Raw genomic sequence first — 24796 nt, forward strand, 5'->3', positions numbered from 1 at the left:
TCGGGTCCTACGCGTCCAGCACTTCGATCAGGTTCCCCTCGGGGTCGCGGACGAAGAGGATGGTCGTGCCGGTCGAGGAGGTCTGGGGCTCGCTGACCGTCTCCACGTCCTCGGGGAGGCCCTCGTAGAACGCCTCGACGTCGTCGACGCCGAAGCCGAGGTGTTTGGCACCCTGGTCGTTGACGGAGTCGGCGCGGGCGTCCCCGCCCTCGGGCTCGTACTCGACGAGTTCGACGCGGGTGCCGTCGCCGTCGAGGTGGGCGAAGCGGCCGGTGGCGTTCTCGACGCCGACGCCGGTCGAGAACGCCTCGCCGGACGATTCGAACTCGGCGAGCACGTCGAGGTCGAACACGTCGGTGTAGAAGTCGACGGCGCGGTCCAGGTCGGCGACGGTCGTCCCGGTGTGGTGGACGCTTCCTGTCATGTGCGTGCTCGCGACTCCCAGCGACGAAACGGTGTCGGTCGAGCGCCGGACGGGCGACCGATTCGCGGCGGTACACGGCCGTGCGGTCCCGGATGGCGGGCGTTAATGGGTCCTGATCGCCGGTAGCGCGCTCGTAACAATGATCGGAGAGAGCCTGTGTCGAGATATGGAGAAGGAGTCCTCCGAGAGTCGCGAGGGTCGCGTCGTGGTCGGGCCGCCGCCGCCGGCCGGTGCGGAACCGGACGACGTCCTCCCGGCGGTCGTCAGGACGCGGAGCGACGACAGCCGTCGCTACATCCTCTACTCGGACGCGCCGGACCGCGACGGCGTCGCCGAGACCAGACTCTCGGTCGACGCCGACTCCGTCGTCGAACGCGAACTCTGGCGCTAGTCGGTCTCGAAACGCAGTTCCTCCCCGCGCAACCGCTCGACGGCGGCCTCGACCCGCCGCAGGTCGACCGATCGGACCCACTCCGCCTCGCCCGGCAGTTCGCCGAGCGACCAGAACCGGGCGTCGGTCACTTCTGGTCCGATGTCGACCGTCCCGCGAGTGTCGTCGCGCTCGACGGCGAACGTGATCGAGAGATACGAGCCGTCGTCGGGGTCCTCGACGTCGAAATCCGTGTGAGCGAGTTCGAGTGCATCGGGATCGACCGAGAGACCGGTCTCCTCTTCGAGTTCTCTCGCGGCGCCCAGCCGCGCCGATTCGTCGACTTCGAGGATGCCGCCGGGCACCGCCCACGCGCCCACGTCGGGTTCGATACCGCGCTCGATCAGGAGGACGGAGTCGCCGTCGTGCGGCGTCGCCGCACTGTCCGGGGGACTCCGTCCCCCGCTGTCGAGGACGACGACGTGCGCTCCGGGGAACGGGTTCTGGAAGACGAACTCCTCGCAGTCGGGACAGAACCGGCGGTCGCGTCCGTCGAACCCCTTCGTTTCCAGTGCGCTCCCGCAGTACGGGCAGTTGCTAGCTCGTCGCTTGGTCATCAGTACGCCTTGACCGGAACGCCGAGCGCTTCGAAGTCGTCGACGTTCTCGGTGACGACCGTCGCGTCGCGGCGGTCCGCGACGCCCGCGATCAGCACGTCGCCCGCGAGCGCGTTGATCCGGTCCTGTCCGACGCCGTCGTCGTCGAGCAGTTCGGCCTCGATGGCGGCCGCTGCGAACGCGTCCTCGTCCTCGAACGGTGTCACTCTGAGCCAGCCGAGATCCGCGAGCAGCGATTCCAGCGACGGGTCGTCCTCGACGGTGTGGACGCCGACCGCGATCTCCTCGACGTTGATAGTCGAGGTGAACAGGTCCTCGTCACCGTCCTCGTGGGCCGAGAGGAACGATTCGACGCGCGGATCTCCGCGGTAGTAGTGCGCCAGGAACGTCGTGTCGAGTAGCTTCACGGCTCGGCCCCGGAGCCGTCGGCGTCTCGGTCCTCGGTGTTCCCCTCGGCGTCTCGACCCCCGGCGTCCGCATCGTCCCCGGCCAGCGCCGCGACAGTCTCCGCCTGTCGCGTCGTGAGTCCGCGGCCCGCCCTCTTCCGACTCTCACGAGCGGCCCGTTCCAGTCGGTCACCGTCCGCGTCGTCGTACTTCCCGAACCCACGCCGCCAGTCCCGCCGAACCGCCTCGGTCACTCGTTTGACCACGTCGCTGAAGCTCTCGTCCTCCCGTTTCTCGGCACTGAGACGCTCGTAGGCTTCGTCGTCGAGCCCGATCGTCTTCGTCCCCATATTCTGTGTTTGTGTACACAAACACAAGTACGTTCGGTGGGCTACCCTTTGAGCCCCGTCCCCGTCAGCGCGACAACTACGTCGTCCCCGGGGGCGACGACGCCGCGCTCGCGGTACTCGGCGAGCGCCGCCGTCGCCGTCGCGCAGGTCGGTTCCACGTGAAACCCCGCCCGTGCCAGGCGGTCGTGCTCGGCCTCGGTCGCTTCGGCGCCCACCGCCAGCGCGTCGCCGCCGCTCTCTCGGAGCGCGGCGAGTATCTGGTCGCCGCGGGCGGGCTCGCGGATCTGGATGCCGTCGGCCGCGGTGTTGGATTCGCCGCCGTCGGCCGCTCCACCGTGGAGTTCGTCGGTGATCGGTGCCGCGCCGGTAGCCTGCGCGCCCAGTAGTTTCGGCACCGAGTCGGTCCACCCCGCCGCTTCGAGCGCCCGAAAGCCCCGATAGGCGCCGAGCAGGAGCGTCCCGTGGCCCAGCGGCGTGACGAACGCGTCTGGAACTTGCCAGTCGCGCTGCGCGGCGAGTTCGAGCGCGACCGTCGCCGTCCCGCGGAAGAACGCGGGGTTCCACGCGTGGCTCGCGTACCAGCCCTCCCCCCGCTCTACCGCCTCGATACAGGCGTCGGTCACGTCGCCTCGACTCCCCTCGACCCGGACCACGTCCGCACCGGTCCGCTCGATGGCCCGGAGTTTCCCCGGCTTGGCGTCCGCTGGCACGTAGATTTCAGCGTCGATGCCCGCACGAGCGGCGTAGGTGGCGATGGCGAGGCCGGCGTTCCCCGAGGAGTCTTCGAGCACCCGGTCCACGCCGAGTTCGGCCGCCCGCGAGACCGTCAGCGCCGCGCCGCGGTCCTTGAAACTCCCCGTCGGGAATATCGATTCGAGTTTGAACGCGGCGTCCCACGCCGGCGCGTCGACGACCGGGGTCCACCCTTCGCCCAGCGTGACCGCGCGTTCGGTATCGAGGAACGGATCGAACGCCCAGAGCCCCCGGTCGCGGTCGAGGTGGTCGGGCGGGTCGTTCGAGTCCGGGAGCGGCCGGTTCGCGTAGTCGAGCGCGTGGCCGCAGTCACAGCGCCAGGGCGCGTCCGGGCCGTCCGTGTATTCGCGGCCGCAGTCGCCGCAGGTGAGCATGGACGAGTCGTGGGGCGGGTCGGTCCTGTAGGTGACGGTCCGGGAAGATACGAGTTAAAAACGGACGCTCACTACGTTCGCGTCCGGACTATCGATCCTCGACGTCGACGAACTGCTGGTCCTCGGGACCGGTGTAGCGGGCCCGCGGACGGATGAGGCGATTGTCCTCGACGTACTCGGTGGCGTGGGCGATCCAGCCGGCCGAGCGGCTCATGGCGAAGATGGGCGTGTAGATGTCGATCGGGATGCCCATCTGGTAGTACGTCGACGCGGAGTAGAAGTCGACGTTGGGGGCCAGGCCCTTCTCCTCGAGCATGTACTCCTCGACCTTCGTGGAGTACTCGTACCACTTGGGCGTCCCGGCGGCCTCACCGAGTTCCTGGGAGCGCTCGCCGAGGATCTTGGCGCGGGGGTCCTTGACGTTGTAGACGCGGTGGCCGAACCCGGAGATGCGGCGGCCCTCCTCGAGGGCGTTCTCGACCCAGCCGATCGGGTCGCGGTCGCTGTCGTCGACCTCCTTGAGCATCTCCATCACGTCCTGGTTGGCGCCGCCGTGGAGCGGGCCTTTCAGGGTGCCGATGGCGGAGGTGACGGAGCTGTGGAGGTCCGAGAGCGTCGAGGCCGTGACGATGGCCGAGAAGGTCGACGCGTTGAGCCCGTGGTCGGCGTGGAGTACGAGCGCCATGTCGAACGTCTCGGCGAGCACGTCGTCCGGTTCCTCGCCGTTGAGCATGTAGAGGAAGTTCGCGGCGTGATCCAGGTCCTCGCGGGGTTCGACGGGGTTCTGTCCGTCGCGTTCGCGGGCGTAGGCTGCGAGGATCGTCGGGATCTTGGCGACGATGCGCCTGCCCTTCCGGAGCGTGGCGGCCTCGTCCGTGGCGGGCGCATCGGCGTCGGGGTCGTAGGCGGAGAGCATCGAGACCGCCGTGCGGAGGGCGGCCATCGGGTTCTCGTCGGCCGCGGCGAGCTGGCCGACGGTCTCGAGCACGTCCTCGTCGACGGAGCGCTCGGCGACCATCGAGTCGGTGAACGAGTCGAGTTCACCGGCGTCCGGTAACTCGCCGTGCCAGAGGAGGTAGATGACCTCCTCGTAGCTCGCGTGCTTTGCGAGGTCCTCGATCCCGTAGCCGCGATAGATGAGTCGCCCCTCGTCGCCGTCGATCTTGCTGAGATCGGACTCGGCGACGAGCACACCCTCGAGCCCTTTCTGAAGCTCGTCAGTCATACCACTACGATACTCCTGGCCCGGCCAAAAGGGTTACCGTTCGCCGGTGGACGCGTACGGAATCACCGAACGTCTTCCTGGACGAACGTCTACCGAACCCGCACCGACCCCGTCCCCGAATTTGACGCCTCCGAACCGAACTCCCCCACAGGCCGGCGTCTCAGTCGTCGATACACGTTTCGTCGTTTGTCGTTTTCCACGGGACCGATCGACGATCTGTTCGGTTTTCCCGAACGGCGCGCCGGCGCCTGTTCGGTGGGAGTGCGGCGAAGCGGCTGACCGTGTAAACAGCTGTTTCAACCGCTGTTTCGGCCAATTTCTGGACTCGTGGATCGAAATCCAATGAGCGCAGAGTTACAGTTCCCGCGAGAGTCGGACGGCGCGGCCGAGCGTCAGGAGGAAGGCGACGAAGCCGGCCGTGGACATGGCCAGGACGAAGCCCAGCGCGACGTACCAGAGGGGCGACCGCAGTGCGCCCGGAATCGCGACGAAGAGGACGAACGCGGCGACGGTGAGCGCGACGCCGACCACGACGCCCCACTTGGCGTTCCGGCGGACCCGGAGCGCGGCGACGAACGCCGCCTTCCCGCTCTCGGCCTCTGCGACCTCGGGCGCTATCGGCGAGTCCTCCCCGTCGGCTCGCTCGCGTGCCATAGTCGCGTTTAGGTCACGATCGGCAAAGTCGCGTCGATCGGTCGGCGAGCGGCGGACGCGGTACTCCCGGCGCGCGGGACACACCGAACCGCTAAAGAACGGCCGGTCCCGCAGTTGTGGTAATGACGACGCTCGGTACGGCCCAGGCGGCCCCCGGCGAGATGGACACGGGTCGTCTTCGGGTCGGCGAAACGCGGGACGGCACCGAGGTCGGCCTCCCGGTCGCGGTGATAAACGGTGCCGCGGACGGCGACACTCTCTACATGCAGGCCGCGAGCGACGGCGACGAACTCAACGGCGTCGGCGTCATCCAGCGGGTCGTCCCGCAGCTCGACCCGCGCGAGATATCCGGGACCATCCTCGTGGTCGGCATCGTCAACTACCACGCCTTCCAGGTCGCCGAACACCGCAACCCCATCGACGACACGAAGACGAACCGCACCTACCCCGGCGACGAGACCGGCACCTCCACCGAACGCATCGCCGCCGCGACCTTCTCGGCCGCCCGCCGCGCCGACCTCGTCCTCGACCTCCACCAGGGGTCGACCTCCCACATGATCGAGGAGTGTCGCGTCCGCTGTGGCCCCCGCCACCGCCTCCACGACGCCTGCCTCGAACTCGCGAAAGTGTTCGACTGCGGCTACGTCCTCGACCAGAAGGGTCCCGACGGCCAGCTGGCCCGCGCCGCCCCCGACGAGGGCATCCCCACCATCGACCCCGAACTGGGGGGCTGCGTCGGCTGGGACGAGAACTCCATCCAGATCGGCGTCGAAGGCGTGTTCAACGTCCTCTCCTACTACGGGTTCACCGACGGACAGGTCGACCTGTCCCCCCAGACCCGCGCCAACGGCTTCGAGCAGTACGGCGCGCCCGCCGGCGGCCTGATCGACCGACAGGTCGAACTCGGCCAGCGCGTCTCCCGCGGCGACACCCTCTTCGAGATCACCGACGCCTTCGGCGGCGTCAAGGAGACCGTCACCGCCGATTCGTCGGGCGTCTTCTGGCGCGCCCGCCGCCTCCCGCAGGTCGCCACCGGCGAGTACGTCTGTTCGGTCGGGACGGACGTGGACAGTTACTAGGTCGGCGCACAATCACTCGAACGGATTATCTGCCGTCGTCAACCGTGTTACTCCGTCGAACCTGTCGAAATCGTCGTCGAAACTATAGATGAACTCCGTATCCGTCCGTCGCATGTGGGCTACCAGTATCGCGTCCGTGATTTCCAGCCCACCCTTTCGGCGGAACAGCGACCGTCCCCGTTCGAAATCCTCCTGTGCGACTTGCCTGACCCGAAAGCCGCGGCTCTCGGTCAGAAAGTCGATCGTTTCGACAGCCCGGTCGTGTCCGGCGAACTTGGCGATCGGATTCAAAATTTCGGGGACAGCGTAGTTGGTGACGACGCCACGAGGGAGCTCGCCGGCGTCCATCCCTTCGACGATCGGCGTCGCTCGGTCGTGATACTGGTCGCGGCTATTCCGATACGCCAGAACGACGTTCGAGTCGACGAGCGCTTCGGCCATTACGACCAGTCGTAGCTTTCCGTCACTTCGACGGCGTCAGTTTCGCCCATGTCGACGGGTTCGAGGTCCTCGGCGGCACCGTACCGTTCGCGGACAATTTCGGCAACGAGCCGACCGTCGTCGTCGACGTCCCATCGTAGCTGATCACCGGGTTCCAGGTCAAGATCCTCCCGGACCGACGCAGGGATCGTGACTGCGTAACTCCTGTTGACTGTCGTCTCGTCCTCGACGGCCATACGAGCCGGTACCGCTCCCAGACTGAAAACAATTTCCCGGATAATTGGACGGCGTGCCGGGGGAAGGATTAGGCGCTATCGTTCGATTTCCGCTCCCAGAACTCCACGGTGAAGTGCTCGTACTCCTCGGTCCCCATCAGCGTCCACTCGTCCTCGTCCCAGTCGGGATAGTAGCTGTCGCCCTCGTACTCGCCGGGCACCCGTGAGAGGACCATCCGGTAGAGGTGGGGCTGGAAGAGGTCGTAGATGCCGCCGCCGCCGAGGACGTACGCCCGGTCGGCGCCGAGCGACTCGGCGATCTCGACCGCTTCCGCGACGCCGGAGGCGTGGTAGGCGTTCTCCCGCTCGAACTCTCGTTCGGACCGGCTGAGGACGATGTAGGCGCTCCCCGGCGGGTCGCCGAACATCTCGTAGGTGCGACGGCCGAAGATTGTGGGGTGGCCGGCGACGCGTTCGCGGTACTGCTCCTTGTCCTCCGGGAGGTCCCACGGCACCTCGTCGTTTTTCCCGATGACGCCGTTCTCGGAGACCGCGGCGACCGAAACGAGTTCCATACCGCGCGTTCGGCCGGGAGGGGGATAACGGGTCGTGTCTCCCGCTCAGTCCGTCGGGCCGGACGGCGCCTCCTCGTCCCCGCCGTCCCCGCCACCGCCGTCGACGTCGACATCGACGCTCCCGCGGGCGTCCATCATCGCCGCCGCTTTCGACGCCCAGTCGCCGCGGGCGAAGCCCCACGCGACGACCGCGAGCGCCCAGAACTGCTGGAGCGCGACGGCGATGTAGATCCCCGGGACGCCCCATCCGAGGACGACGCTCGTCAGGTAGCTAAATCCGAGCAGGAAGCCGAAGAGGCCCGACACCTGCGCGACGAAGGGCGTCTTCGTGTCGCTGCCGCCCTGTAACGAGCCGGAGAGCGCGAGGTAGGCCCCGATCGCCGGTGCGGCGACGGCGTAGGCGCGAGCGAAGCCGACCGCGTAGCCGGTCGTCGACGGGTCGCTCGTGAAGAAGCCGACGAACCAGTCCGCGCCGGCGAACAGCACGACGCCGATGGCACCCATCGTCAGCACCGCCAGCGCAGTGGTCGCCCACCCCTGGAAGCGGGCCTGCGCGACGTCGCCGTCGCCGAGCGACTGCCCGACGACGACGCTCGCGGCGGTGTGGTAGGCCCGCCCCAGCGGCGACGTGACCTGCTGGTACATCCGCCGGCCGATCTGGTAGGCGGCGTTCACGTCCGTCCCGAAGGTGAGGAGCAGGGCGTTGAACGGGAACTCCGCTAGCGTCCGCACCAGTCCCTCGCCGATCCGGGGGGCGCTCACCGCCAGCAGTTGCCTGGCGATGACGAGGTCGCGCGGGCGGGTGAACGACGCCTCCGTCCGGGAGCTCCAGATGGCCAGCGTCAGCGCGCCCGCGGTGGCGGTGTTGCCCAGTGCGGTCGCGATACCGACGCCGACGATGGCGAGTCTGGGCGCGCCGAAGAGGCCGAGCCCCAGCACCAGCGACCCGGCGATGTTGAGTATCGACGAGGTCACGTCGACGTACATCGGTGTCCGGGTGTCGCCGGTGCCCTGGAGCGAGCGAGCGGCGACCAGCGCGACGTGTCTCGCCGGCGCGCTCGCGAAGACGATCGCGAGGTAGGTACCCCCCATCTCCGCGACGTTCGCCGGCGCGCCCAGGAGCGCGATGGCCTGCCGACCGAAGAGAAACCCGAACGCGACGAAGGGGATCCCCGAGAGCAGGCCGAGGAGGAGCGCCTGCGTGACCGCCTGGTCGCGGTTCTCGACGGCCGACCCGCCGGTGTCCTGGCTGGAGAGGGCGATGGCCCCGCTCCCGAGCCCCAGGCCGATCCGGAGCGGGAAGCGGGCGTACAGGTCCGCGAGGCCGACCGCGGCGACGGCAGCGGGCGAGAACAGGCCGGTGACGACCACGTCGGTCGTCCGCATGAGCGTCCGGAAGACGTGCTGGATCATCACCGGCCAGGAGAGTCCGAGGACTCGCCGCCAGACAGACAGCCCCCGCTCACGGACGCTCTCCCCCGACATTGCCCCGTCTCGGGACTCCCCGGGATTGAAGCTACCGGTGGCGGAACTGTGGGACGGTAGTGGTTCGGGGCGAGAGCACTCGGCGGCAGCGCAACGCCGATACCGCTCGCGTCCCCTCGGTTTCCCCATGGACGTGTTCGTCTACGGGACCCTCACCGACTCGGACCAGGCCGCGGCGGTCCTCGGTGACCTCGAGTACCGCGGGCCGGCGACGCTGGCGGGACTCCACCGCGTCGACGGTGCGTATCCGACGCTGGCCCCCGGCGGCAGCGTCGAGGGCCGACTCCTTCGGACGGCGGACCGGGCGGCGCTCGACCGCTACGAGGGCGTCGAGAGCGGACTGTACGTTCGAGTGACCGTTCCGCTGGCGGATAGCCGCCGCGGCGAAGACGGCGACGAGAGTCCCCGCGACCGCACCGTCGAGACCTACGTCGGCGACCCCCAGCGGCTCGACGCACCGGTCGAGTGGCCGGGCGAGGGGCCGTTCGCCGAGCGAATCAGGTCGTACGTGGCCGAACGCGGCGTGACCGTGACGGTCGAGTGAGTCGCCCCTGCGAGCGCAACGCGGAGGTTGATTCGTCACGTATTCGTCGTTTCTCGGTGAGATGATAGAGGAACTACAGCGGCCGACCGCCCCGGCGGACGCGTCGAGTTCGGCCGACTCGAGCGCGGAGACGGCGAGCGAGTACGCCGCTCGACGGCTGGTCGCTCCGGGCCGCGACGAGACGGTCTTCGGGGGGACAGCGTTCACGGCCGAGGCGGCCGTCAGCAGCCTCGACTTCCAGACGGTCGACCTGCCCCGCGAGACGCTCGGACTGGCCCGGGTCGAGCCGGCCGACTCGATGCCGGGCGGGGGCGTCGAGACGACCGGTGCGAGGACGACCGACGCACCGGCCGGAGAGCCCGGCCGCAATCGAGCGCGGACGAGGGCGGCCAGCCCGCCCCCACCGCGTCCCTCGGGCCGAATCAACTTCGGTCACGCTCACGTCGAGGCGCTCGACCCGCGGCAGTTCGCGTTCGCGTCCGACCCGCGGTTCGACTACTACATCCTCGGGGTGCCGTTCACCATCGAGCGACCGCCGTCGTTCCGGGAGTTCCGGAGCGTCGAGGTTCTATTCGACCTGGCCACGCCGGACGCGACCGCCCACGGGCTCGCGCCCGACCAGAGTTCGACCGTCGACGCGACGGGCCAGCGGACCGTGTCCAACAAGTACTGGCTGGCGCCCGACCTGAGCCTGTCGACCGGCGCGGTCTCGCTGGGCGGCGCCGAGAAGGTCGTCACCTTCACGACGCCCGTCACCGCCGTCAGAGCCATGAACCACTATCGACCGGACCCCTACTGGGTGTACGAGCGCCCCGGCGGCGTCGAGTACGGCTCCCGCTGGGCGGTGATGGTCGTCTCGACGCCCGTCGGCGCCGAGACCCTGTCGGGCACCGCCTCCGCACTGGCCGAGTTCCGCCCGTTCGGCGGTGACTTCTCGGGCCCGCTCCCCTTCGACCTGCCGCTCCCCGAGGAGGGCGTCCGCATCGATCCGTTCCTCTCCCGACACCCGCCGGCGTCCTGACCGCGCCGTCTTCCGATTCCACTTTCACTCCGGTTGGCTCGCCTTGAAGTACCATCCAGTCCCAGTGTGGGTCGTCACACGCCGTCTTCCCCTACAGCTAACTCCCGTCGAGCGGTAGCAGTGGTATGATCGAACTCGCGGACGTGCTCGACGCGCGCGAGCGGGTCGCCGAGACGGCCCGGCACACGCCGCTCGACTACTCGCACACGTTCTCGGCGATGACCGGCGCCGAGGTGCACCTGAAACTGGAGACGTTCCAGCGGACCGGTTCGTTCAAGATCCGCGGCGCGACCAACAAGATCGCGACCCTCTCCGACGAGGAACAGGCGGCAGGCGTCGTCACGGCCTCCGCCGGCAACCACGCCCAGGGAGTCGCACTCGCCGCGACGCGCATCGGCGTCGATTCGAAGATCGTCATGCCCGAGCACGCCCCCGTCTCGAAGGTCAAGGCGACCCGTAACTACGGCGCCGAGGTCGTCCTCCACGGCGCCGACTACGACGACGCCGCCGAGAAGGCCCACCAGATCGAACGCGAGGAGGGCCGCGTGTACGTCCACGCCTTCGACGACCCGATGGTGATGGCCGGCCAGGGCACCATCGGCCTCGAGATCCTCGAGGACATCCCGCCGGTCGAGACCGTCGTCGTCCCTATCGGTGGCGGCGGCCTCATCAGCGGCATCGCCACCGCGGTCAAGGCGAAATCCCCGGACACCCGCGTCGTCGGCGTGCAGGCCGAAGGCGCCTCCAGCGTCGCCGACTCCCTCCAGAAAGGCCAGATCGTCGAGCGCGACTCCGTGGACACGATCGCCGACGGCATCGCCACCCGGAAGGTCGGGACGCGGACCTTCGAGGTGATCCGGGAACGGGTCGACGAGGTCGTCACCGTCTCGGACGACGAGATCGCCGTCGCGCTGACGACGCTGCTCGAACGCGGGAAGACCCTCGTCGAGGGCGCCGGCGCCGTCCCGCTCGCGGCCCTCCTCGAGGAGAAGTTCGACTTCGAGGCCGACGAGGTGATCGTGCCCGCGCTGTGTGGCGGAAACATCGACCTGAACGTCCTCACGACGGTGATCATGCGCGGTCTCGTCGAGACCGGGCGCTACCTGCGGATCCGGACGACGCTCAAGGACCGCCCGGGCCAGCTCGAGCGCCTCGTCGAGGTGATCAGCGACGCCCGCGCCAACATCCACGCCATCGAGCACGACCGCGCCGGCAAGGACATCGCGATGAACGCCGCAGAGGTCGAACTTGACCTGGAGACGAAAGGACCGGACCACGCCGACGCGCTGTTGACGGCGCTCCGGGAGGAGGGCTACGAGGTCGACGTGCTGGTGTGAGGCCGAGACCGGGGAGCGGTCACTCCGGCGCGTCGACCTCGTAGGCGACCGCGAAGCGAACGTCGCAGTTCGGGCACATGGTCGGCGACGACCCGTCGGCCGCTTCGACGGCGTCTGCGGCATCGGTGACGGCGTCGTCAGTGGCGACGGCCTCGTCGACGATCCGACTCCCGCTGGGAACCGGGACGCCGGTCGCTCGCCCGCACCGCGGACACGACACGATCCGCCCGACGGTCGCCGTGTCGGGCCCCCACCGGTGACCGGACTCGGGTGCTGTCATACTACCAGTACGTACACATCTATCTAAAAGAAATGAATACCAAACACGTTTGGAATCGATCGTGTCGGGCGCGGCGGCTCCGGGCCGGTCGGAATCGAGGCGGCTCGGAGTCCCGTGTCGTCACAAGGGGCTCGGAGGGGTAACCATTCGTCATCGCCGCCGGGAGGAGAGTCGCCCCGCAGTCGTATGAATCTCCCGTCTCGGTCGGGCGACGGGCGGTGGGCCGCCCGAGACCGTCCCGCCAGTGGCAAGCGTTTTTCCGCTCGCCCGCCTCGCCTCGGGTATGGATTTCGATGCGTTCGAAGCACTCATCGAGGAGTCGATCGCCGACGCCGAGGCGACCGTCACCCGCGCCCGCGGCGCCGACGACGACGACCACCTCGCCGCCACCGTCGTCTCGCCCGCCTTCGCCGACGAGTCGCTCGTCGACCGCCACCAGATGGTGTACGACGCGCTCGGCGACCACATGACCACCGACATCCACGCCTTAGAGGTCGAGACGTACACGCCCGAGGAACGCGAGGAGTAGACTCCCTCGCCCGTACCGATCGGTCCGCGCCCTCGATCGACTACAGCGGCGGATACTCCTCCAGCGCGTCCTCCAGCCGTTCCACTGCGTCGCGACAGGCCGCCAGTTCCTCGGCCACCTCACCGCTCGCCAGCCGGTCGCGTTCCGCCGCCCCGAGCTGTTCCCGGGCCTGCGCGCTGTCGCGGAGCCGCTCGTAGTCGGTCTCGCGGGGCAGGTCACGCACTCGTCGCAACGCCACCAGCACCTCGTCGCCGTCCTCGACGTGGTCGGCGAACCGGGCGACGACGCTCGTCAGCTCCCGGATCTGGTATCGCAGGGTCTCAGCGGCTGGCGGCGGCCAGCCGACGGTCAGTGGCTCCGCGTCGAGCCTGCGCAGGTAGGTCCGCCGGGTCGAGACGTTGCGCTTCAGCGCGTCCGGGTCGTTCACGTAGTGGTCGAGCTTCGACTTCGAGTAGTCGGCGTACTCCAGCAGTTGCCCCATCGGCTCCTCGCCGGCCTCGTGGGTCTCGACGTACGCGCGGAGGTCGTCGGGCGGCGACTCGAAGTCCACCAGCGGGAACGAGTCGGTCTTCGCGACGAATTCCAGGAGTTCGCGGGCGCTTGCCGAGGACCGGAACTCGGCGAACGCCTCCCGGACGCGGTCGTCGTACGTCTCGATGGGGTCGCGCAGGCGTTCGGTCGGGGCGTCGAGGTCCGCGTCGCCGAGGCGCTGGAGGTCCTCGCGGTCGGCGATGCGGTCTTCGAGCGCGTCGAGGCGGCGCTCGATGGCGAAGCGGGCGTCCGCGTAGCGCTGGCGGGCCTCGCGTCGCTCGTCGAGTCGGGCCGCGTCGTCGCGGACGGGGTCGAGCGCCGAGCGGACCTTCTCCCAGTCGGACTCGGTGAGTCGGCGCTGCTGGAGGAGGTCGTCGACCCGTTCGAACACGTCGCGGTGGCGCACGTCCTCGGGTAGTTCTTCGGTGATCGCGGCGATTCCGCTCTGGAACTCGATGAACGTCTTGAAGTCGCCGTCGCCGGTCACCTCCTCCTCGTAGCGGTCGAACAGGGTCGTGAGGTCGTCGTAGGTGTCGGCGACGGTTCGAAGCTCCGACTCGCCGACGGCGTCGACGCGGTCGCGGGCGCGTTCGAGGGCCTCGCGAGCCGCGGAGAGTTCGGTCAGGAGGGTGTCGGCGGCGGCGCGGGGGTCGTCGGTCGCGGGGCGGGCGGCGTCGCTCATGGGCGGGTTACTCGTAGACCTCGTCGGGGTCGAACACCTGCTCGCCGACGACCTCGCCGTCGACGGTGCGGTGGAAACACGACTCGTAGCCGGTGTGGCAGGCGCCGCCCGTCTGGTCGACGAGATAGAGGAGCGCGTCGCCGTCGCAGTCGACGCGGACCTCCTCGACTTCCTGGACGTGCCCGCTCGTCCCGCCTTTCTTCCAGAGTTCGTCGCGACTGCGGGAGTAGTAGTGGGCCAGTCCGGTCTCGCGGGTGCGTTCGAGGGCCTCGCTGGTGACGTACGCGAGCATGAGCACCTCGCCGGTGTCGGCGTCCTGGGCGACAGCGGGGATGCGCTCGTGCTCGTCGAACGCCAGATCCACCTCGTCGGTCATACCCGCAACTGGGTGGGTCCAGTGAATAGGTCTTTTGTCGTGCCGCGCCGCCGCGCCGCCTCGCCGCATCGCCGCCGCGCCGTCTCGCCGACGAACGCGCGGACCGATCCGACGGCCGCCCACACTTATGCCGACCGGCACACAACCTCCGGGCGATGATCGGCTACCGGATCCAGCAGTTCCTCGCGGCCTGGCGCGAGGAGGGGCGGGCGATGCAGGCGTTCCTCCTCTGGAACGCCGGCAACACCGTCGTCGCGGTCGGCCTCCTCGTCGGCGCGTTCGCCCTGCTGGTCGTGACGAACGCCCCCGGCTTCCAGCGAGGCGTCCTGCTCGGCTACATCGTCGTCGCCGTCCTGTGGCTCGTCTCTATCTTCACTATCGGTCCGGCCTACGACCGGTTTGTGCCCCCCGAAGAGTAGCGAGACGCGAACGGAGTGAGCGCCTCGGAAATGCGAACGGGGAGCGAAGCGACCCGTGAGAAGTAGCGTCCGAGGGTCAGCGAGCACCGCGTTCAGACGAACAGAGAGACGAGTTCGAAGAACAGGTCGCCGTAGATCAGGCTGACGAGCAGCGCGACGAACATCGGGACGATGAACGGCATCCCCGGAGAGATCCACACTTCCTCCTCGACGACGAGCACGTCGAGTCCGTCGCGTAGCCCCTCGGCGGTCGTCCCGTAGGCCGACCCCTCGATGTCGTCGAGGAACGCCTCGGCGCCCCAGGGGTCGTCGAACGCCGGTTCGTCCGCGGCGTCGTCGTCTCCGTCCGCGGGACCGGTGTTCGCTCCGTCCGTCGCGTCCTCCGCAGGGTCCACCGGTTCCCCGCCGTCGGTCGCCACGTCGGCGCCGCCGCTCTCGACCGGGCCGCCGCTGTCGGGGATGGACCCGTCGCCGGGCGGGTTGGGTTCGTCGGGGAGGGTGGCGGGGTCGCGGTAGCGGTCGGGGTCCTCGCGGAGGGCGGCGAGCGTCGTCCCGCGCCAGCGCAGGTACATGCGGAGGGCGTCCAGGTCGAGGCCGCGGCGGGTGAACCCCTCGGGCGTCTGGAGCAGGGAGCCGTAGGCCTCGACGACCGCGGCGGCCGGGATCGGTTTGCCGATGAACATGATCGGCGCGCGGTGGCCAGTGAGCGCGTTGCGGAGCGTGACGAAGACGGGGTAGGCCGCGCCGACGAGCACCGTGTTCGAGAGGATCGTCAGCGAGAACACGCCGACGGTCGTGCGAGTCAGCGGCAGCGCCGTGTTCGGGAGGATGTACGCCGGGAACGTCGGGAAGAGGACGGCGAGGACGATCAGCGCCTTCGCGTCGGCGCCGCCGAAGCCGCCGAACCAGTAGAACAGGTAGCCGATCGAGCCGACGAGCCCGAGTGACATGGCGACGCGGAGGAAAAAGCGCTCCTGTGCGGCGATACCGCCGACGGCGGCGCCGGTCGAGTAGCGGTACACCTCCCAGGAGAGCAAGACGATCCCGAGGAGGGCGAGCGGGAGCCACGTCCGGTTGGGCACTCGTCGCGTGCGGATATCGCGGTAGGCGGCCCATCCGAAGACTGGGACGGCGACCAGTCGGAGCAGGTCCGGGGCCGGCGTGCTCGTCAGGAACGTCTCCAGCCAGTCGATCACGAGCGAAAGAGCGCGATGGAGGGAGTTAGTGGTTTCGGCGAGAAGCGAGCGGGGCGGTCGGGCCGGCGGTCACCGGGTCGACGACTGCCGGGGGGCGCTGTCGCTCGCGAGAGGGCGGAAAGTCGGGACGGGTCCCGATAGTCGAATAGTACGACCGCGTCGGTGTGACGCGTTATATAACGCGGTTCTGCAGGTAGTCGAGGTGCTTGGCGTTGTAGACGATCTTGACTTCGTCCTCCGCCGCGCTGCCGATGCAGGTCAGGCGGACGTTCTTCTCCTCGACCTCCTCGTCGGAGAGGATCTGCTGCATGTCCATGTCGATCTCGCCGTCGACGACGATGGCGGCGCAGTTGGCACACGCACCGGCGCGACACGAGAAGGGCCAGTCGTAGCCCTGGGCCTCGGCGGCCTCGAGGATGTACTCGCCTTCGTTGACCTCCAGCGTGCCGTAGTCCTCGTCGGAGAGGTCGGCGTCGGCGGCCTTGTCGAAGGTCGCGTCGTCGTACATGTCCCAACCCTGGTCGTCCAGTACTTCGTAATTCAGGTACTCTACGGTGGGCATCACTTGCGAGGTTCGCCTTCCTGACTGTTAGACCTTGCTGTTTCCGTTACCACCGCTCGGCGTGAAACGCGTGATCTCCTAGCCGAGATCCGGTCTCGGTGGACGTACGTCCGCACACGTTCGGGGACTCGATCACAGACGGAGCGGACCCGGGCGGGTGCGCTGATCACAGCGGGACGAACCTGAACAGGAGGAACGACGCGACGGTCGCGATCGCGGGGACGACGTTCTGGAGGAAGATGACGCGCGCGGTCGTCTCCGGTTCGAACAGGTCGGCGGCACGCGGGATGTCGTCGCTCTCCTCGTCGCCGATGTCCGGGGAGTCGATCGGGTCCGGCGTTCCGCCCTCGCCGCCGACCGTCGTCTCGTCGGGCGCGTCGGCGGCCAGCGCGCCGACCGACACCTCCGGCGCGTCGCCCTGCCGGGCGTCCGAGAGCGTGACCGTCCGCGTCGCGCGGCCCCAGCCCAGCCCGACGATGCTCATCGTCGCGATGATGACGAAGCTCGCGGGCACGCCCAGCGCCGAGAGGCCGGTGACGATCGTCGAACTGACGGCGGCGACGACCAGCGCGGCCAGCAGCGGGAGTTCGGTGAGGTCGTTGCCGACGGTGTCCATCGTCCGCCGGGCGATCGTGAACGCGCCCAGCCCGATGGCGCCGCCGCCCAGCAGGAGCGCGGGGTTCATCCCCAGCGAGTCGCTGCCGACCAGCGGCGCGACGGCGTTGGCGACGTTCGACGCGCCCGCGGAGAACGCCATGTAACAGCCGATCCCGACGACCGAGAGCGTCCCGACGAGCTCTCGACGGGTCGTGTTCGGGCCGAGCGTCGGTCGGGGGACCGCCCCGGAGCGGTCGAGGACGAGCAGGGACCCCTCGGTCTGGGTGACCGCGAACCACTCGACCAGTCGCGGGTAGTAGTAGCGGCCGACGACCGCGCTGACCCAGAACGCGAGGACGGGCGAGACGAGCCACCAGGTGACGATCTGGCCCATCTCCGCCCAGTTGAGCGTCCCGCGGGCCAGCCCGAGTCCCGCCATCGACCCGACGGCCGTCATCGACGTCGAGGCCGGGACCCCCGCGATGTTCGAGAGGAAGAGCGCGAGTCCGATGAAGAAGAGGACGCCGATGCTGATCTCCAGCGTGAACGTCGTCGTGACGATGTCGCTCCCGAGCGTGTCGACGACCTCTCGCCCGACCGTCCAGCCGCCCAGCAGCGCGAATATCGTCATCAGCGCCGCCGCCGTGACCTTCGAGATTGTGTCGCTCCCGACCGCCGGCCCGAAGGCAACGCCCGTCGAGGAGCCCCCGATGTTGAACCCGACGAAGACGGCGACGAACAGGCCAACGAGGAGGAGCGCTTCGACCATACCGGTGTCTCGACCACCGATACGTAAAATGTACCGACAGCGGCAGGGGCGTGAGCGTCGTCTGCCGTCTCGGTATCGATCGGACGACGAGGCTGTCCCGGAAACGGGGAGGCGGCGGGCGGTTCTCGACCGATCGACACGCTTTCCGCCCCCGCTCGCGCATCGGCGGGTATGTTCTCCGAGTTCGAAGTCGTGCCCGCCGTCGACGTACAGGACGGGCAGGTCGTCCAACTGGTCGGCGGCGAGCGCGGCACCGGCAAACAGTACGGCGATCCGGTCGAGGCCGCAGCGCGCTGGGTCGAACAGGGCGCGCGCACGCTCCATCTCGTCGACCTCGACGGGGCGTTCGAGGGCGAGCGAGCCAACGCCGACGCCATCGAAGCCGTCGTCGAGAGCGTCGACGTGGACACGCAACTCGGCGGCGGCATCCGCACCGTCGCGGACGCGACCGCGCTCCTCGACGCGGGACTCGACCGCGTCATCCTCGGCACGGCCGCCGTCGAGAACCCCGACATCGTCGCCGAGATCAGCGAGGAGTACCCCGGAACCGTCCTCGTGAGCCTCGACGCGAAAGACGGCGAGGTCGTCGTCTCCGGGTGGACCGAGGGCACCGGGCTCGACCCCGCCGAGGCCGCCGAACGCTACGAGGAACTCGGTGCGGGCGGGATCCTCTTCACCGACGTGGACGTCGAGGGCCAACTGGAGGGAGTCCGAACCGACCCCGTCGAGCGGGTCGTCGACGCCGTCGACATCCCTGTGGTCGCCAGCGGGGGCGTGGCGACGCTGGACGACGTGCGCGCCCTGAAGGCGGCCGGCGCCAGCGCCGTCGTCGTCGGGAGCGCCCTCTACGAGGGCGAGTTCACGCTCGAAGAAGCGATCGAGGCCGTCTGAGCGCGTCCTCCTACCCGACTCAGCACCCGCCCAACCGGCTCGCGTCCGGATCGTGGAGGTTCCCGTCGAGGTACTCCCAGTCGTCGAAGTCGCCGGGGCCGTTCGACCCGTTCGAGAAGTCGAGCGCGTCCGTCTGTCGGGCGACCTCCCCGTTCATGACGCTCGGGTACTGCTCGATCGGCGTGTCCCAGCTGTCGATCCCGGCGAAGACATCCGGCGTCAGCCCCAGCGAGTGCCCCAGTTCGTGGGCGAACAGCTGGGTCGTGAACCGCTCGGACCGGTCGGGAACACCGCTCTGGACGACCAGCGTTCCGTTCTCTCCGTGTCCGAGGGCGTCCCCGCGGATCTCGTCCACGAACAGCGCGTAGTGTGACCCGCGACCGTCGTTGTCGAAGTGTCGCGCCGCGTAGTCGGAGTGGTTCTCGACGGGCAGCGGCCGCTCGCGAGCCGGGAGCGCGTCGTCGAACGCGAGATGCAGGGCGACCCCCGTCTCGCCGGCCGGGTTGTGGACCGGCGCCCCGTCGTAGACCGCACGCAGGCGGTCGAGGTCTTCCGGGTCGGGTTTCGCACCGGTCGTCCAGTCGATCTCGACGAACACGTCCATCCGGCCCGGGTCGGCCCCATCCAGCGCGTGCTCCTGACACGCCGCGAGCCCGTCCCCGTCGAGGTCCGACGTCGGAGGGTACGGCGGTTCGATCACCGTCCTGGCTGGGGTGTCGATCGGCGTGGATCCGGTCCCGACGGCCTGACACCCGGCGAGGAGGACGAGCGCGACCAGGAGGACGTGGCGGATCGACGACACGGGTTCCACGCACATGTCCCATCTCCGTTGACAAGTGCACTGTGGTGCCGATACGCGCAGGATACCATCAGGTAGGGTACGTATACCGACCGGGTACGGGCGGTTTTCGGATTCCTGCGAACCGGATACTCACGAAAAGTGAACCACTATACCGGGAGCGCGGAGTGGACGCCCATGGGCCTGAAGCAGATCGCATCGCTGGACACCGATTTCGCCGACCAACTCGCCGGCGTCGCGGGGCTGGGGTGGACCACCTCGACGCTCGGATTTCTCGGGACCGTCCTCGGATACGGGAACAGTGTCGTGAGTCGACTCGTGACCGAACCGAGTTCCCTGCTGTACGTCGGATTCGTCTGCTTTCTCGCGACGCTCGGGCTGGACCGAGTCGCCAAGCGAGCGACGGAGGACGAAACGGAGGACGAGCGCGACGCGGCCGCCTGAGGAGCGCTACGCCTCTCGCAGCGTGATTCGGCGGGCGGCGAACGCCTCGAAGTAGGGGTCGAAGCCGGGGGAGTCGCCGCCGATGCTGACGGGACCGCTCTCGGCCTCGACGACCAGCGCGTTCTCGACGGGGAAGTCGCTCGTGACGGGCGGGACGAGCCCCTGTTTGGCCTCCAGGACGGGGACGCCGTCGAGGTCGAGTTCGTGGTCGTGGTCGCTCCCGGTGTCTGCGACGGTCACGTCGGCGACGAGGTCGCGGTCGGCCGCGAGCTGCTGGGCGGCGGTCGTGACGCCGTTGCGGAAGTACTCGAAGGTCGCCGGGAGTTCGGGCGGGTCCGAGACGTGGCGCAGGTCGCCCATCGGCCAGACGTTGCTGACCATATTCCCGTAGAAACCGTTGGCGACCTCCGGCTGGCCGAAGGAGACGGCGTACTCGTCCCCGTGGCGGCCGGTGAGCACACCGTGGGACCCGACCAGCCCGGCGCGAGCGTCCCGGAGGACGATCACCTGCGGCCGGGCCTCCCAGGTGCGGACGACGTGGGCGTACTCGCCGAAGTCGGCGACGGCGTCGGCGACCACGTCGGTGTCCGGCGCGACGAGCATGCAGTAGACGAACACGCCGCGGTCGACCGCCCCGGCCATCGCCGGTTTCAGGTCGCCGAAGGAGGTCGCGGGGACGACGACGAACGCCTCGTGGGTCGCGTCCGCGAGGAACCGCTTCGCGCGCCGCTCGACGGTCTGACGCGAACGCACGACTTCGAAGCCCACGTCGGTCGCCGCCGGTTCGCTGTAGGCGTCCTCGACGGCCGACTGGAGGTCCGAGAGCCGCGTCGACAGCTCCGCGACCGCCTCGGCGGCCGGCCGGGCGCGCAGGACGGTCGGCGTGGCGCTCTCGTCGACGGTCACCAGCCCGCGGTCCACGAGCGTCTCGGCCACGTCGTACACGTAACCCTGTGACACGTCCGCGGCGGCGGCCACGTCCCCCGTCGTCGCCCGTCCGCGTCGCAACACCGCCAGGTACGTCTCTATCTCCGTCGACGAGAGCCCGAAGGCCGCCAGATGCTCCCTGATCCGCTCCTCGCTCATTGGCGAGCTTTCTTGGACTATCTACAAAAGCGTTTTCCGATACGGTCCGGTACGGGGAGCCATGCAACCGACGAGCGAGTGGTACGTGACGCGGGAGGACGCCCAGTGAGCGGGCCAGCGGCGGACGGCGAAGGGGCAGACGGCCCGCCCCCGAGTGGTGACACCGGCGGTGGCGCGCCACCGAGCGACGACACCGACGGCGACGGTTCGGCCGCGGCGGACGCCCGCAACCGACGGCTGTGGACGGTCGCCATCTTCCTGATGATGGCGTGTACGGGCGCGGTGATGCAGGTCCGCGGCGCGGTGTTACCGACGCTGGGAGGGTATTTCACCGTCCCGGAGTGGCAACTCGGACTCGTCGCGCCCGCGGGGACGGCCGGCTACCTGCTGGTCATCCTCGTCGTCGGGTCGAGCGCGGGTCGTGTCGACGCGCGGCGGTTCATCGCCGGCGGCGCGTTCCTGACGGCGGGCGCGCTCATCGCGATGGGGCTGGCTCCCTCCTTTCCCGTGTTCCTCGGCGCGCTCGTCGTCCAGGGCGCGGCCGTCGGGGTGTTCCGCGCGCTCGACCGGCCGCTCCTCAGCCACTTCTATCCGAACCAGCGCGGGCGCGTGTACAACCGCTACGACGCGACCTGGGCGGTCGGCGCCGCGCTCGGGCCACTGGCCGTCGTGCTCGCGCTCCGAGCGGGATCGTGGCGGCTCGTCTACGGCGCGGTCGGCGTCGGCGTGCTCGCCCTCGCCGTCGTCTTCCGGTCGCTCCGTGCGCCCGCGGTCGAGTCGAACGAGGAGCCGCTCACCCGTGCGGGTCTGGCCGAACTGGTCCGCCGACCCGAGGTGCTCGCCCTGCTCGCCGCCCTCTTTTTCGTGACCGGCGTCGAGGGCGGCCTGTTCACCTGGCTCCCCTACTACGCGCGGGCCGAACTCCCGGCCGGGTGGGCGGAGCTGACGCTGACGGCCATGCTCGTCGCCTACATCCCCGGCCGATTCGCCTGCGGCGCGCTGACCGACCGGCTGGGACCGCTCACGCTCCTGATGGGCGTGCTCGGCCTGCTCGTCCCGGCGTTCGCGTTCACCTTCTTCGTCGCCGAGGGCCCGGTCGTGCTGGCGGGCGTCGTCGTCATCGGCCTGCTCGTCTCCGGCGTGTTCCCGACGATGATGGCCTACGCGACCGACGCCGTCCCGGAACACAGCGGCCCGGTGAACGCCCTCGCGTCGGCGGTTTCCTCGATCTCGGTCGGCGGCGTGCCCGCGCTCATGGGCGTCGTCGTCGGCGGGGCCGACGCCGCGACGGCGATGCGCCTGCTCCTCGTCCCCGTGGTCGCCGCGCTGGGCGTCGTCTCACTCGCACGGGTGGCTGAGGGACGCCGACTCGCCAGCGAGACCGGCGGCTCGACGGCCGTCGACGACTGAAAACGCGGGCGTCAGCGGGGACTGGCCCGACGACCGGACCCGACGAACTCGGGGAGGACGAGCGCGAAGGCGCCGGCGGCGGCGACCACGCCCGCCAGCGGGACTGTTTCGCCGGCCGTGAAGAGGACGAACCCGGCGAGGATCCCCGACAGCGCCACGACGTCGAGCGTCCAGTGTCGGTCCATACTCGTGTCATCGCCCCAACCAGACAAAAAGGCCGGGCAGACGAGCGGCTGACGCGCGTCAGACGTGCGGTCGTCCAGTGGGTGTGAGAGCGGCGGTCGGGGACGGCGAACGGCCGGCGGCGGTCGCGCGACGAGGCGAACGAACACAACGGCCAAATACGCGGGTGTGCTTGGTCGAGACATGACAACGCGGACGGCGGCGGTAACCCGAGAGACCGCCGAGACGGCGATAGAGGTGACGCTGGACGTCGACGGCGACGGCGACGCAACCGTCGAGACGGGCGTCGGCTTCTTCGACCACATGCTCGGCGCCTTCGCCACCCACGGGCTGTTCGACCTCACAGTCCAGTGCGACGGCGACCTGGAGATAGACGACCACCACACCGTCGAGGACGTGGCGATCACAATCGGCGAGGCGTTCACCGAGGCACTGGGCGAGAAGCGCGGTATCGTTCGCTTCGCCGACCGGACGGTCCCGCTCGACGAGGCCGTCGCCAGCGTCGTCGTCGACGTGAGTGGTCGCCCACACTTCGAGTTCGACGGCGAATTCTCACAGAGCGAGGTCGGCGGCATGACCAGCCACATGGCCCAGCACTTCCTGCGCTCGCTGGCGATGAACACCGGGCTCACCCTCCACGCCGGCGTCGAGGGGGAGAACGCCCACCACGAGGTCGAGGCGCTGTTCAAGGGACTGGCTCGCGCGCTCGACGACGCCACGCGGATCGACGAGCGCCGGAGCGACGTGGCGAGCACGAAAGGCGAGCTATAATGGCCGACGACGAGCTCGACGCCGGGGACGACACCGACGGAAACGGCGGCGGGGCGAGCGCCGAGACCGCCACCTTCGACGCGATCATGGAGAAGTTCGCCGACTCACCCAGCCAGCAGGCGGTCATCCGCCTCCTCCTCGAACGCGGCTTCTCCGTCAACGACGAGGGGCGGGTCGTCTCGGGCGGCATCGAGATCCCCAACACCGGCATCGCCCGCGAGGTGGGCGTCGACCGCCGCGTCGTCGACTCGACGACCGACGCCATCCTCGCCGACGACCAGCTGCGCCGGATCTTCCAGAACATCTCCGCCATCCCGAGCCTGATGGATCTCGCGCCGGTGCTCGACCTGACGGCGCTGGCGATCACCGTCCGCGACGCCGAGGAATCGGGCATCGTCGCCACCGTCACGGGCGCTATCGCCGACCGGGACATCTCCATCCGCCAGACCATCAGCGAGGACCCCGAGTTCACCGACGAGCCCAAGCTCTACGTCATCACCGACGGCGAAATTCCGGGCGACCTCCTCAACGAGATCCGCGCGATGGGGTTCGTCCACAAGATCGAGTTGCGGTGACGCCAGCGAGGACGCGCAGCCACCGACGACCGACGAGGCGACGCTCGCGGTCAGCGTCGGGGACGACGAGATGACCGCCCCGTCGACCGAGGGGTACGAGACGGACGGCGACGGTGGGACCTAAGACCGGGCCGTCCGAACGTCCGGGTGTGACAGACGAGCCCGGCACGACCGACGAGCCATACCGGACCGTCGCCGGCCGCGGCGAGGCGCGGTTCGAGGTCCGCGGCTCGGAGTTCATCGGCCACGTCGCCCCCGCCCGGACGGTCGAAGACGCCGAGTCCTTCGTCGAATCCGTCCGCGCGGAGTACGACGACGCGACGCACAACGTCCCGGCCTACCGCGTCCGCGCCGACCCCTTCCGCGAGTGGGCCAGCGACGACGGCGAACCCTCCGGGTCCGCCGGCGACCCGGCACTGAACGTGCTCCAGCAGGAGGACGTGGAGAACGTCGTCGCCGTCGTCACCCGCTACTACGGCGGGACGAACCTCGGCGTCGGCGGGCTCGCCCGCTCGTACTCCCGGGCGGTCAAGGACGGCCTCGACGCCGCCGGGACGACCACCGAGCGCCCCCACGAGACGTTCTCGGTGACCGTCGCGTACGACGACTCGGGCACCGTCCGCGGGATCCTGGAGAGCGAAGGCGTCGAGTTCGACGCCGACTACGCCGAGCGCGTCGCCTTCGACGTGCGCGTGCCCGTCGCCGACGGCGCCGCCCTCCGCGACCGGATACGCAGCGCCACCAGCGGCCGCGCCGACATCGAGTAGCGAGCGCGGCTGACGTGGAACCCGGACGGACAGGCGAGCACCGATCCCGTCGCTCTCGGTCGGATCTCCAGTCGAAACG

The 24796-nt window shown here is 69.4% G+C and carries 33 protein-coding genes; 13 read left to right on the forward strand and 20 right to left on the reverse strand.

The genetic code is table 11. The features are described 5' to 3' along the window. Positions 1–7 precede the first annotated feature (7 nt). Positions 8–424 carry a VOC family protein gene (locus tag D1409_RS06130; protein WP_123535157.1) on the reverse strand — a complete coding sequence of 139 codons (417 nt, stop codon included), beginning with the start codon at positions 422–424 and terminating at the stop codon, positions 8–10. A gap of 166 nt (positions 425–590) precedes the next feature. Here D1409_RS06130 and D1409_RS06135 point away from each other — a divergent pair, with 166 nt between their 5' ends. Beyond that, complete coding sequence (locus D1409_RS06135) at positions 591–815, forward strand: hypothetical protein (RefSeq protein ID WP_123535159.1); 225 nt, start codon at positions 591–593, stop codon at positions 813–815. Here D1409_RS06135 and D1409_RS06140 read toward each other — a convergent pair. The 6 genes from D1409_RS06140 to D1409_RS06165 form a co-directional block, all read right to left on the reverse strand. Then, complete coding sequence (locus tag D1409_RS06140) at positions 812–1411, reverse strand: NUDIX hydrolase (RefSeq protein WP_123535161.1); 600 nt, start codon at positions 1409–1411, stop codon at positions 812–814. The genes D1409_RS06135 and D1409_RS06140 overlap by 4 nt on opposite strands. After that, positions 1411–1818 (reverse strand): type II toxin-antitoxin system VapC family toxin, encoded by a 408-nt coding sequence (locus D1409_RS06145; RefSeq protein WP_123535163.1) that lies wholly within the window; start codon positions 1816–1818, stop codon positions 1411–1413. The genes D1409_RS06140 and D1409_RS06145 overlap by 1 nt, the downstream gene beginning before the upstream one ends. After that, the gene (locus D1409_RS06150; RefSeq protein ID WP_123535165.1) at positions 1815–2147 is read right to left on the reverse strand and encodes an antitoxin VapB family protein; all 333 of its coding nucleotides are present in this window, start codon (positions 2145–2147) and stop codon (positions 1815–1817) included. The genes D1409_RS06145 and D1409_RS06150 overlap by 4 nt, the downstream gene beginning before the upstream one ends. Before the next feature lie 41 nt (positions 2148–2188). Continuing rightward, positions 2189–3274 carry a threonine synthase gene (locus D1409_RS06155; protein WP_123535167.1) on the reverse strand — a complete coding sequence of 362 codons (1086 nt, stop codon included), beginning with the start codon at positions 3272–3274 and terminating at the stop codon, positions 2189–2191. A gap of 88 nt (positions 3275–3362) precedes the next feature. After that, complete coding sequence (gene citZ, locus D1409_RS06160) at positions 3363–4499, reverse strand: citrate synthase (protein WP_123535169.1); 1137 nt, start codon at positions 4497–4499, stop codon at positions 3363–3365. A 354-nt stretch (positions 4500–4853) separates the two neighbouring features. After that, complete coding sequence (locus tag D1409_RS06165) at positions 4854–5153, reverse strand: DUF7536 family protein (protein ID WP_235853519.1); 300 nt, start codon at positions 5151–5153, stop codon at positions 4854–4856. Positions 5154–5275: 122 nt separating this feature from the next. Between D1409_RS06165 and D1409_RS06170 the strand changes: the two genes are divergently transcribed. Continuing rightward, entirely contained in the window at positions 5276–6232 is a 957-nt protein-coding gene (locus D1409_RS06170) for a succinylglutamate desuccinylase/aspartoacylase family protein (protein WP_123535172.1), read from the forward strand. A gap of 12 nt (positions 6233–6244) precedes the next feature. Here the strand turns inward: D1409_RS06170 and D1409_RS06175 are convergent, their stop codons facing one another. From D1409_RS06175 to D1409_RS06190, 4 genes are all read right to left on the reverse strand, one after another. Then, the gene (locus D1409_RS06175) at positions 6245–6673 is read right to left on the reverse strand and encodes a type II toxin-antitoxin system VapC family toxin (protein ID WP_123535174.1); all 429 of its coding nucleotides are present in this window, start codon (positions 6671–6673) and stop codon (positions 6245–6247) included. Next, entirely contained in the window at positions 6673–6909 is a 237-nt protein-coding gene (locus tag D1409_RS06180) for an AbrB/MazE/SpoVT family DNA-binding domain-containing protein (RefSeq protein WP_123535176.1), read from the reverse strand. The genes D1409_RS06175 and D1409_RS06180 overlap by 1 nt, the downstream gene beginning before the upstream one ends. A 68-nt stretch (positions 6910–6977) precedes the next feature. Then, positions 6978–7463: a dihydrofolate reductase gene (locus D1409_RS06185; protein WP_123535178.1), complete on the reverse strand. Its 486-nt coding sequence runs from the start codon at positions 7461–7463 to the stop codon at positions 6978–6980. A gap of 45 nt (positions 7464–7508) precedes the next feature. Beyond that, entirely contained in the window at positions 7509–8948 is a 1440-nt protein-coding gene (locus D1409_RS06190; protein ID WP_206424990.1) for an MATE family efflux transporter, read from the reverse strand. Between the two features lie 127 nt (positions 8949–9075). Between D1409_RS06190 and D1409_RS06195 the strand changes: the two genes are divergently transcribed. The 3 genes from D1409_RS06195 (at position 9076) to ilvA (ending at position 11850) form a co-directional block, all read left to right on the forward strand. Beyond that, the gene (locus D1409_RS06195; protein ID WP_123535180.1) at positions 9076–9492 is read left to right on the forward strand and encodes a gamma-glutamylcyclotransferase family protein; all 417 of its coding nucleotides are present in this window, start codon (positions 9076–9078) and stop codon (positions 9490–9492) included. Between the two features lie 61 nt (positions 9493–9553). After that, complete coding sequence (locus D1409_RS06200) at positions 9554–10513, forward strand: hypothetical protein (RefSeq protein ID WP_123535182.1); 960 nt, start codon at positions 9554–9556, stop codon at positions 10511–10513. 125 nt (positions 10514–10638) lie between these two features. Next, on the forward strand, positions 10639–11850 hold the full coding sequence (ilvA, locus tag D1409_RS06205; RefSeq protein ID WP_123535184.1) for a threonine ammonia-lyase: 1212 nt from the start codon (positions 10639–10641) through the stop codon (positions 11848–11850). 19 nt (positions 11851–11869) lie between these two features. Here ilvA and D1409_RS06210 read toward each other — a convergent pair whose 3' ends face one another. Further along, positions 11870–12130 (reverse strand): hypothetical protein, encoded by a 261-nt coding sequence (locus D1409_RS06210; RefSeq protein WP_123535187.1) that lies wholly within the window; start codon positions 12128–12130, stop codon positions 11870–11872. 283 nt (positions 12131–12413) lie between these two features. Here D1409_RS06210 and D1409_RS06215 point away from each other — a divergent pair, with 283 nt between their 5' ends. Next, complete coding sequence (locus D1409_RS06215; RefSeq protein ID WP_123535189.1) at positions 12414–12659, forward strand: BolA family protein; 246 nt, start codon at positions 12414–12416, stop codon at positions 12657–12659. Positions 12660–12699: 40 nt separating this feature from the next. Here the strand turns inward: D1409_RS06215 and D1409_RS06220 are convergent, their stop codons facing one another. Further along, positions 12700–13872, reverse strand: a complete 1173-nt coding sequence (locus tag D1409_RS06220) for a DUF7118 family protein (protein ID WP_123535191.1) — start codon at positions 13870–13872, stop codon at positions 12700–12702. Positions 13873–13879: 7 nt separating this feature from the next. Further along, positions 13880–14248, reverse strand: coding sequence for a phosphoribosyl-AMP cyclohydrolase (gene hisI, locus D1409_RS06225; RefSeq protein ID WP_123535193.1), 369 nt, complete (start codon positions 14246–14248; stop codon positions 13880–13882). 155 nt (positions 14249–14403) lie between these two features. Here hisI and D1409_RS06230 point away from each other — a divergent pair, with 155 nt between their 5' ends. Continuing rightward, on the forward strand, positions 14404–14667 hold the full coding sequence (locus D1409_RS06230; protein WP_123535195.1) for a hypothetical protein: 264 nt from the start codon (positions 14404–14406) through the stop codon (positions 14665–14667). A 92-nt stretch (positions 14668–14759) separates the two neighbouring features. On the opposite strand, the gene D1409_RS06235 is transcribed toward D1409_RS06230, so the two are convergent. The 3 genes from D1409_RS06235 to D1409_RS06245 form a co-directional block, all read right to left on the reverse strand. Further along, positions 14760–15863: an A24 family peptidase gene (locus D1409_RS06235; protein WP_123535197.1), complete on the reverse strand. Its 1104-nt coding sequence runs from the start codon at positions 15861–15863 to the stop codon at positions 14760–14762. Positions 15864–16035: 172 nt separating this feature from the next. Continuing rightward, positions 16036–16425 carry a ferredoxin Fer gene (gene fer, locus D1409_RS06240; RefSeq protein WP_123535199.1) on the reverse strand — a complete coding sequence of 130 codons (390 nt, stop codon included), beginning with the start codon at positions 16423–16425 and terminating at the stop codon, positions 16036–16038. Positions 16426–16591: 166 nt separating this feature from the next. Next, on the reverse strand, positions 16592–17791 hold the full coding sequence (locus D1409_RS06245; protein WP_123535201.1) for an inorganic phosphate transporter: 1200 nt from the start codon (positions 17789–17791) through the stop codon (positions 16592–16594). Positions 17792–17962: 171 nt separating this feature from the next. Here D1409_RS06245 and hisA point away from each other — a divergent pair, with 171 nt between their 5' ends. Further along, complete coding sequence (hisA, locus tag D1409_RS06250; RefSeq protein WP_123535203.1) at positions 17963–18682, forward strand: 1-(5-phosphoribosyl)-5-[(5-phosphoribosylamino)methylideneamino]imidazole-4-carboxamide isomerase; 720 nt, start codon at positions 17963–17965, stop codon at positions 18680–18682. Between the two features lie 19 nt (positions 18683–18701). Here the strand turns inward: hisA and D1409_RS06255 are convergent, their stop codons facing one another. Continuing rightward, a complete protein-coding gene (locus D1409_RS06255; protein WP_123535205.1) occupies positions 18702–19499 on the reverse strand; it encodes a hypothetical protein in 798 nt (265 codons plus the stop codon). A gap of 159 nt (positions 19500–19658) precedes the next feature. Between D1409_RS06255 and D1409_RS06260 the strand changes: the two genes are divergently transcribed. Beyond that, positions 19659–19925: a hypothetical protein gene (locus D1409_RS06260; protein ID WP_123535207.1), complete on the forward strand. Its 267-nt coding sequence runs from the start codon at positions 19659–19661 to the stop codon at positions 19923–19925. 6 nt (positions 19926–19931) lie between these two features. Here D1409_RS06260 and D1409_RS06265 read toward each other — a convergent pair whose 3' ends face one another. Then, a complete protein-coding gene (locus D1409_RS06265; protein ID WP_123535209.1) occupies positions 19932–21011 on the reverse strand; it encodes a TrmB family transcriptional regulator in 1080 nt (359 codons plus the stop codon). A 105-nt stretch (positions 21012–21116) separates the two neighbouring features. Between D1409_RS06265 and D1409_RS06270 the strand changes: the two genes are divergently transcribed. After that, positions 21117–22421: an MFS transporter gene (locus tag D1409_RS06270; RefSeq protein ID WP_235853520.1), complete on the forward strand. Its 1305-nt coding sequence runs from the start codon at positions 21117–21119 to the stop codon at positions 22419–22421. 11 nt (positions 22422–22432) lie between these two features. Here D1409_RS06270 and D1409_RS24345 read toward each other — a convergent pair whose 3' ends face one another. Further along, positions 22433–22606, reverse strand: a complete 174-nt coding sequence (locus D1409_RS24345) for a hypothetical protein (RefSeq protein ID WP_164471584.1) — start codon at positions 22604–22606, stop codon at positions 22433–22435. 181 nt (positions 22607–22787) lie between these two features. On the opposite strand from D1409_RS24345, the gene hisB reads away from it, so the two are divergent. The 3 genes from hisB (at position 22788) to D1409_RS06285 (ending at position 24717) form a co-directional block, all read left to right on the forward strand. Further along, positions 22788–23375 carry an imidazoleglycerol-phosphate dehydratase HisB gene (gene hisB / locus D1409_RS06275; protein ID WP_123535211.1) on the forward strand — a complete coding sequence of 196 codons (588 nt, stop codon included), beginning with the start codon at positions 22788–22790 and terminating at the stop codon, positions 23373–23375. Positions 23376–23461: 86 nt separating this feature from the next. Continuing rightward, positions 23462–23950: an amino acid-binding protein gene (locus D1409_RS06280; RefSeq protein ID WP_123535954.1), complete on the forward strand. Its 489-nt coding sequence runs from the start codon at positions 23462–23464 to the stop codon at positions 23948–23950. A gap of 149 nt (positions 23951–24099) precedes the next feature. Beyond that, the gene (locus tag D1409_RS06285) at positions 24100–24717 is read left to right on the forward strand and encodes an IMPACT family protein (RefSeq protein ID WP_123535213.1); all 618 of its coding nucleotides are present in this window, start codon (positions 24100–24102) and stop codon (positions 24715–24717) included. The last annotated feature ends 79 nt before the right edge of the window (positions 24718–24796 follow it).

The organism is Halosimplex salinum, assembly GCF_003730195.1.
GTDB lineage: Archaea > Halobacteriota > Halobacteria > Halobacteriales > Haloarculaceae > Halosimplex > Halosimplex salinum.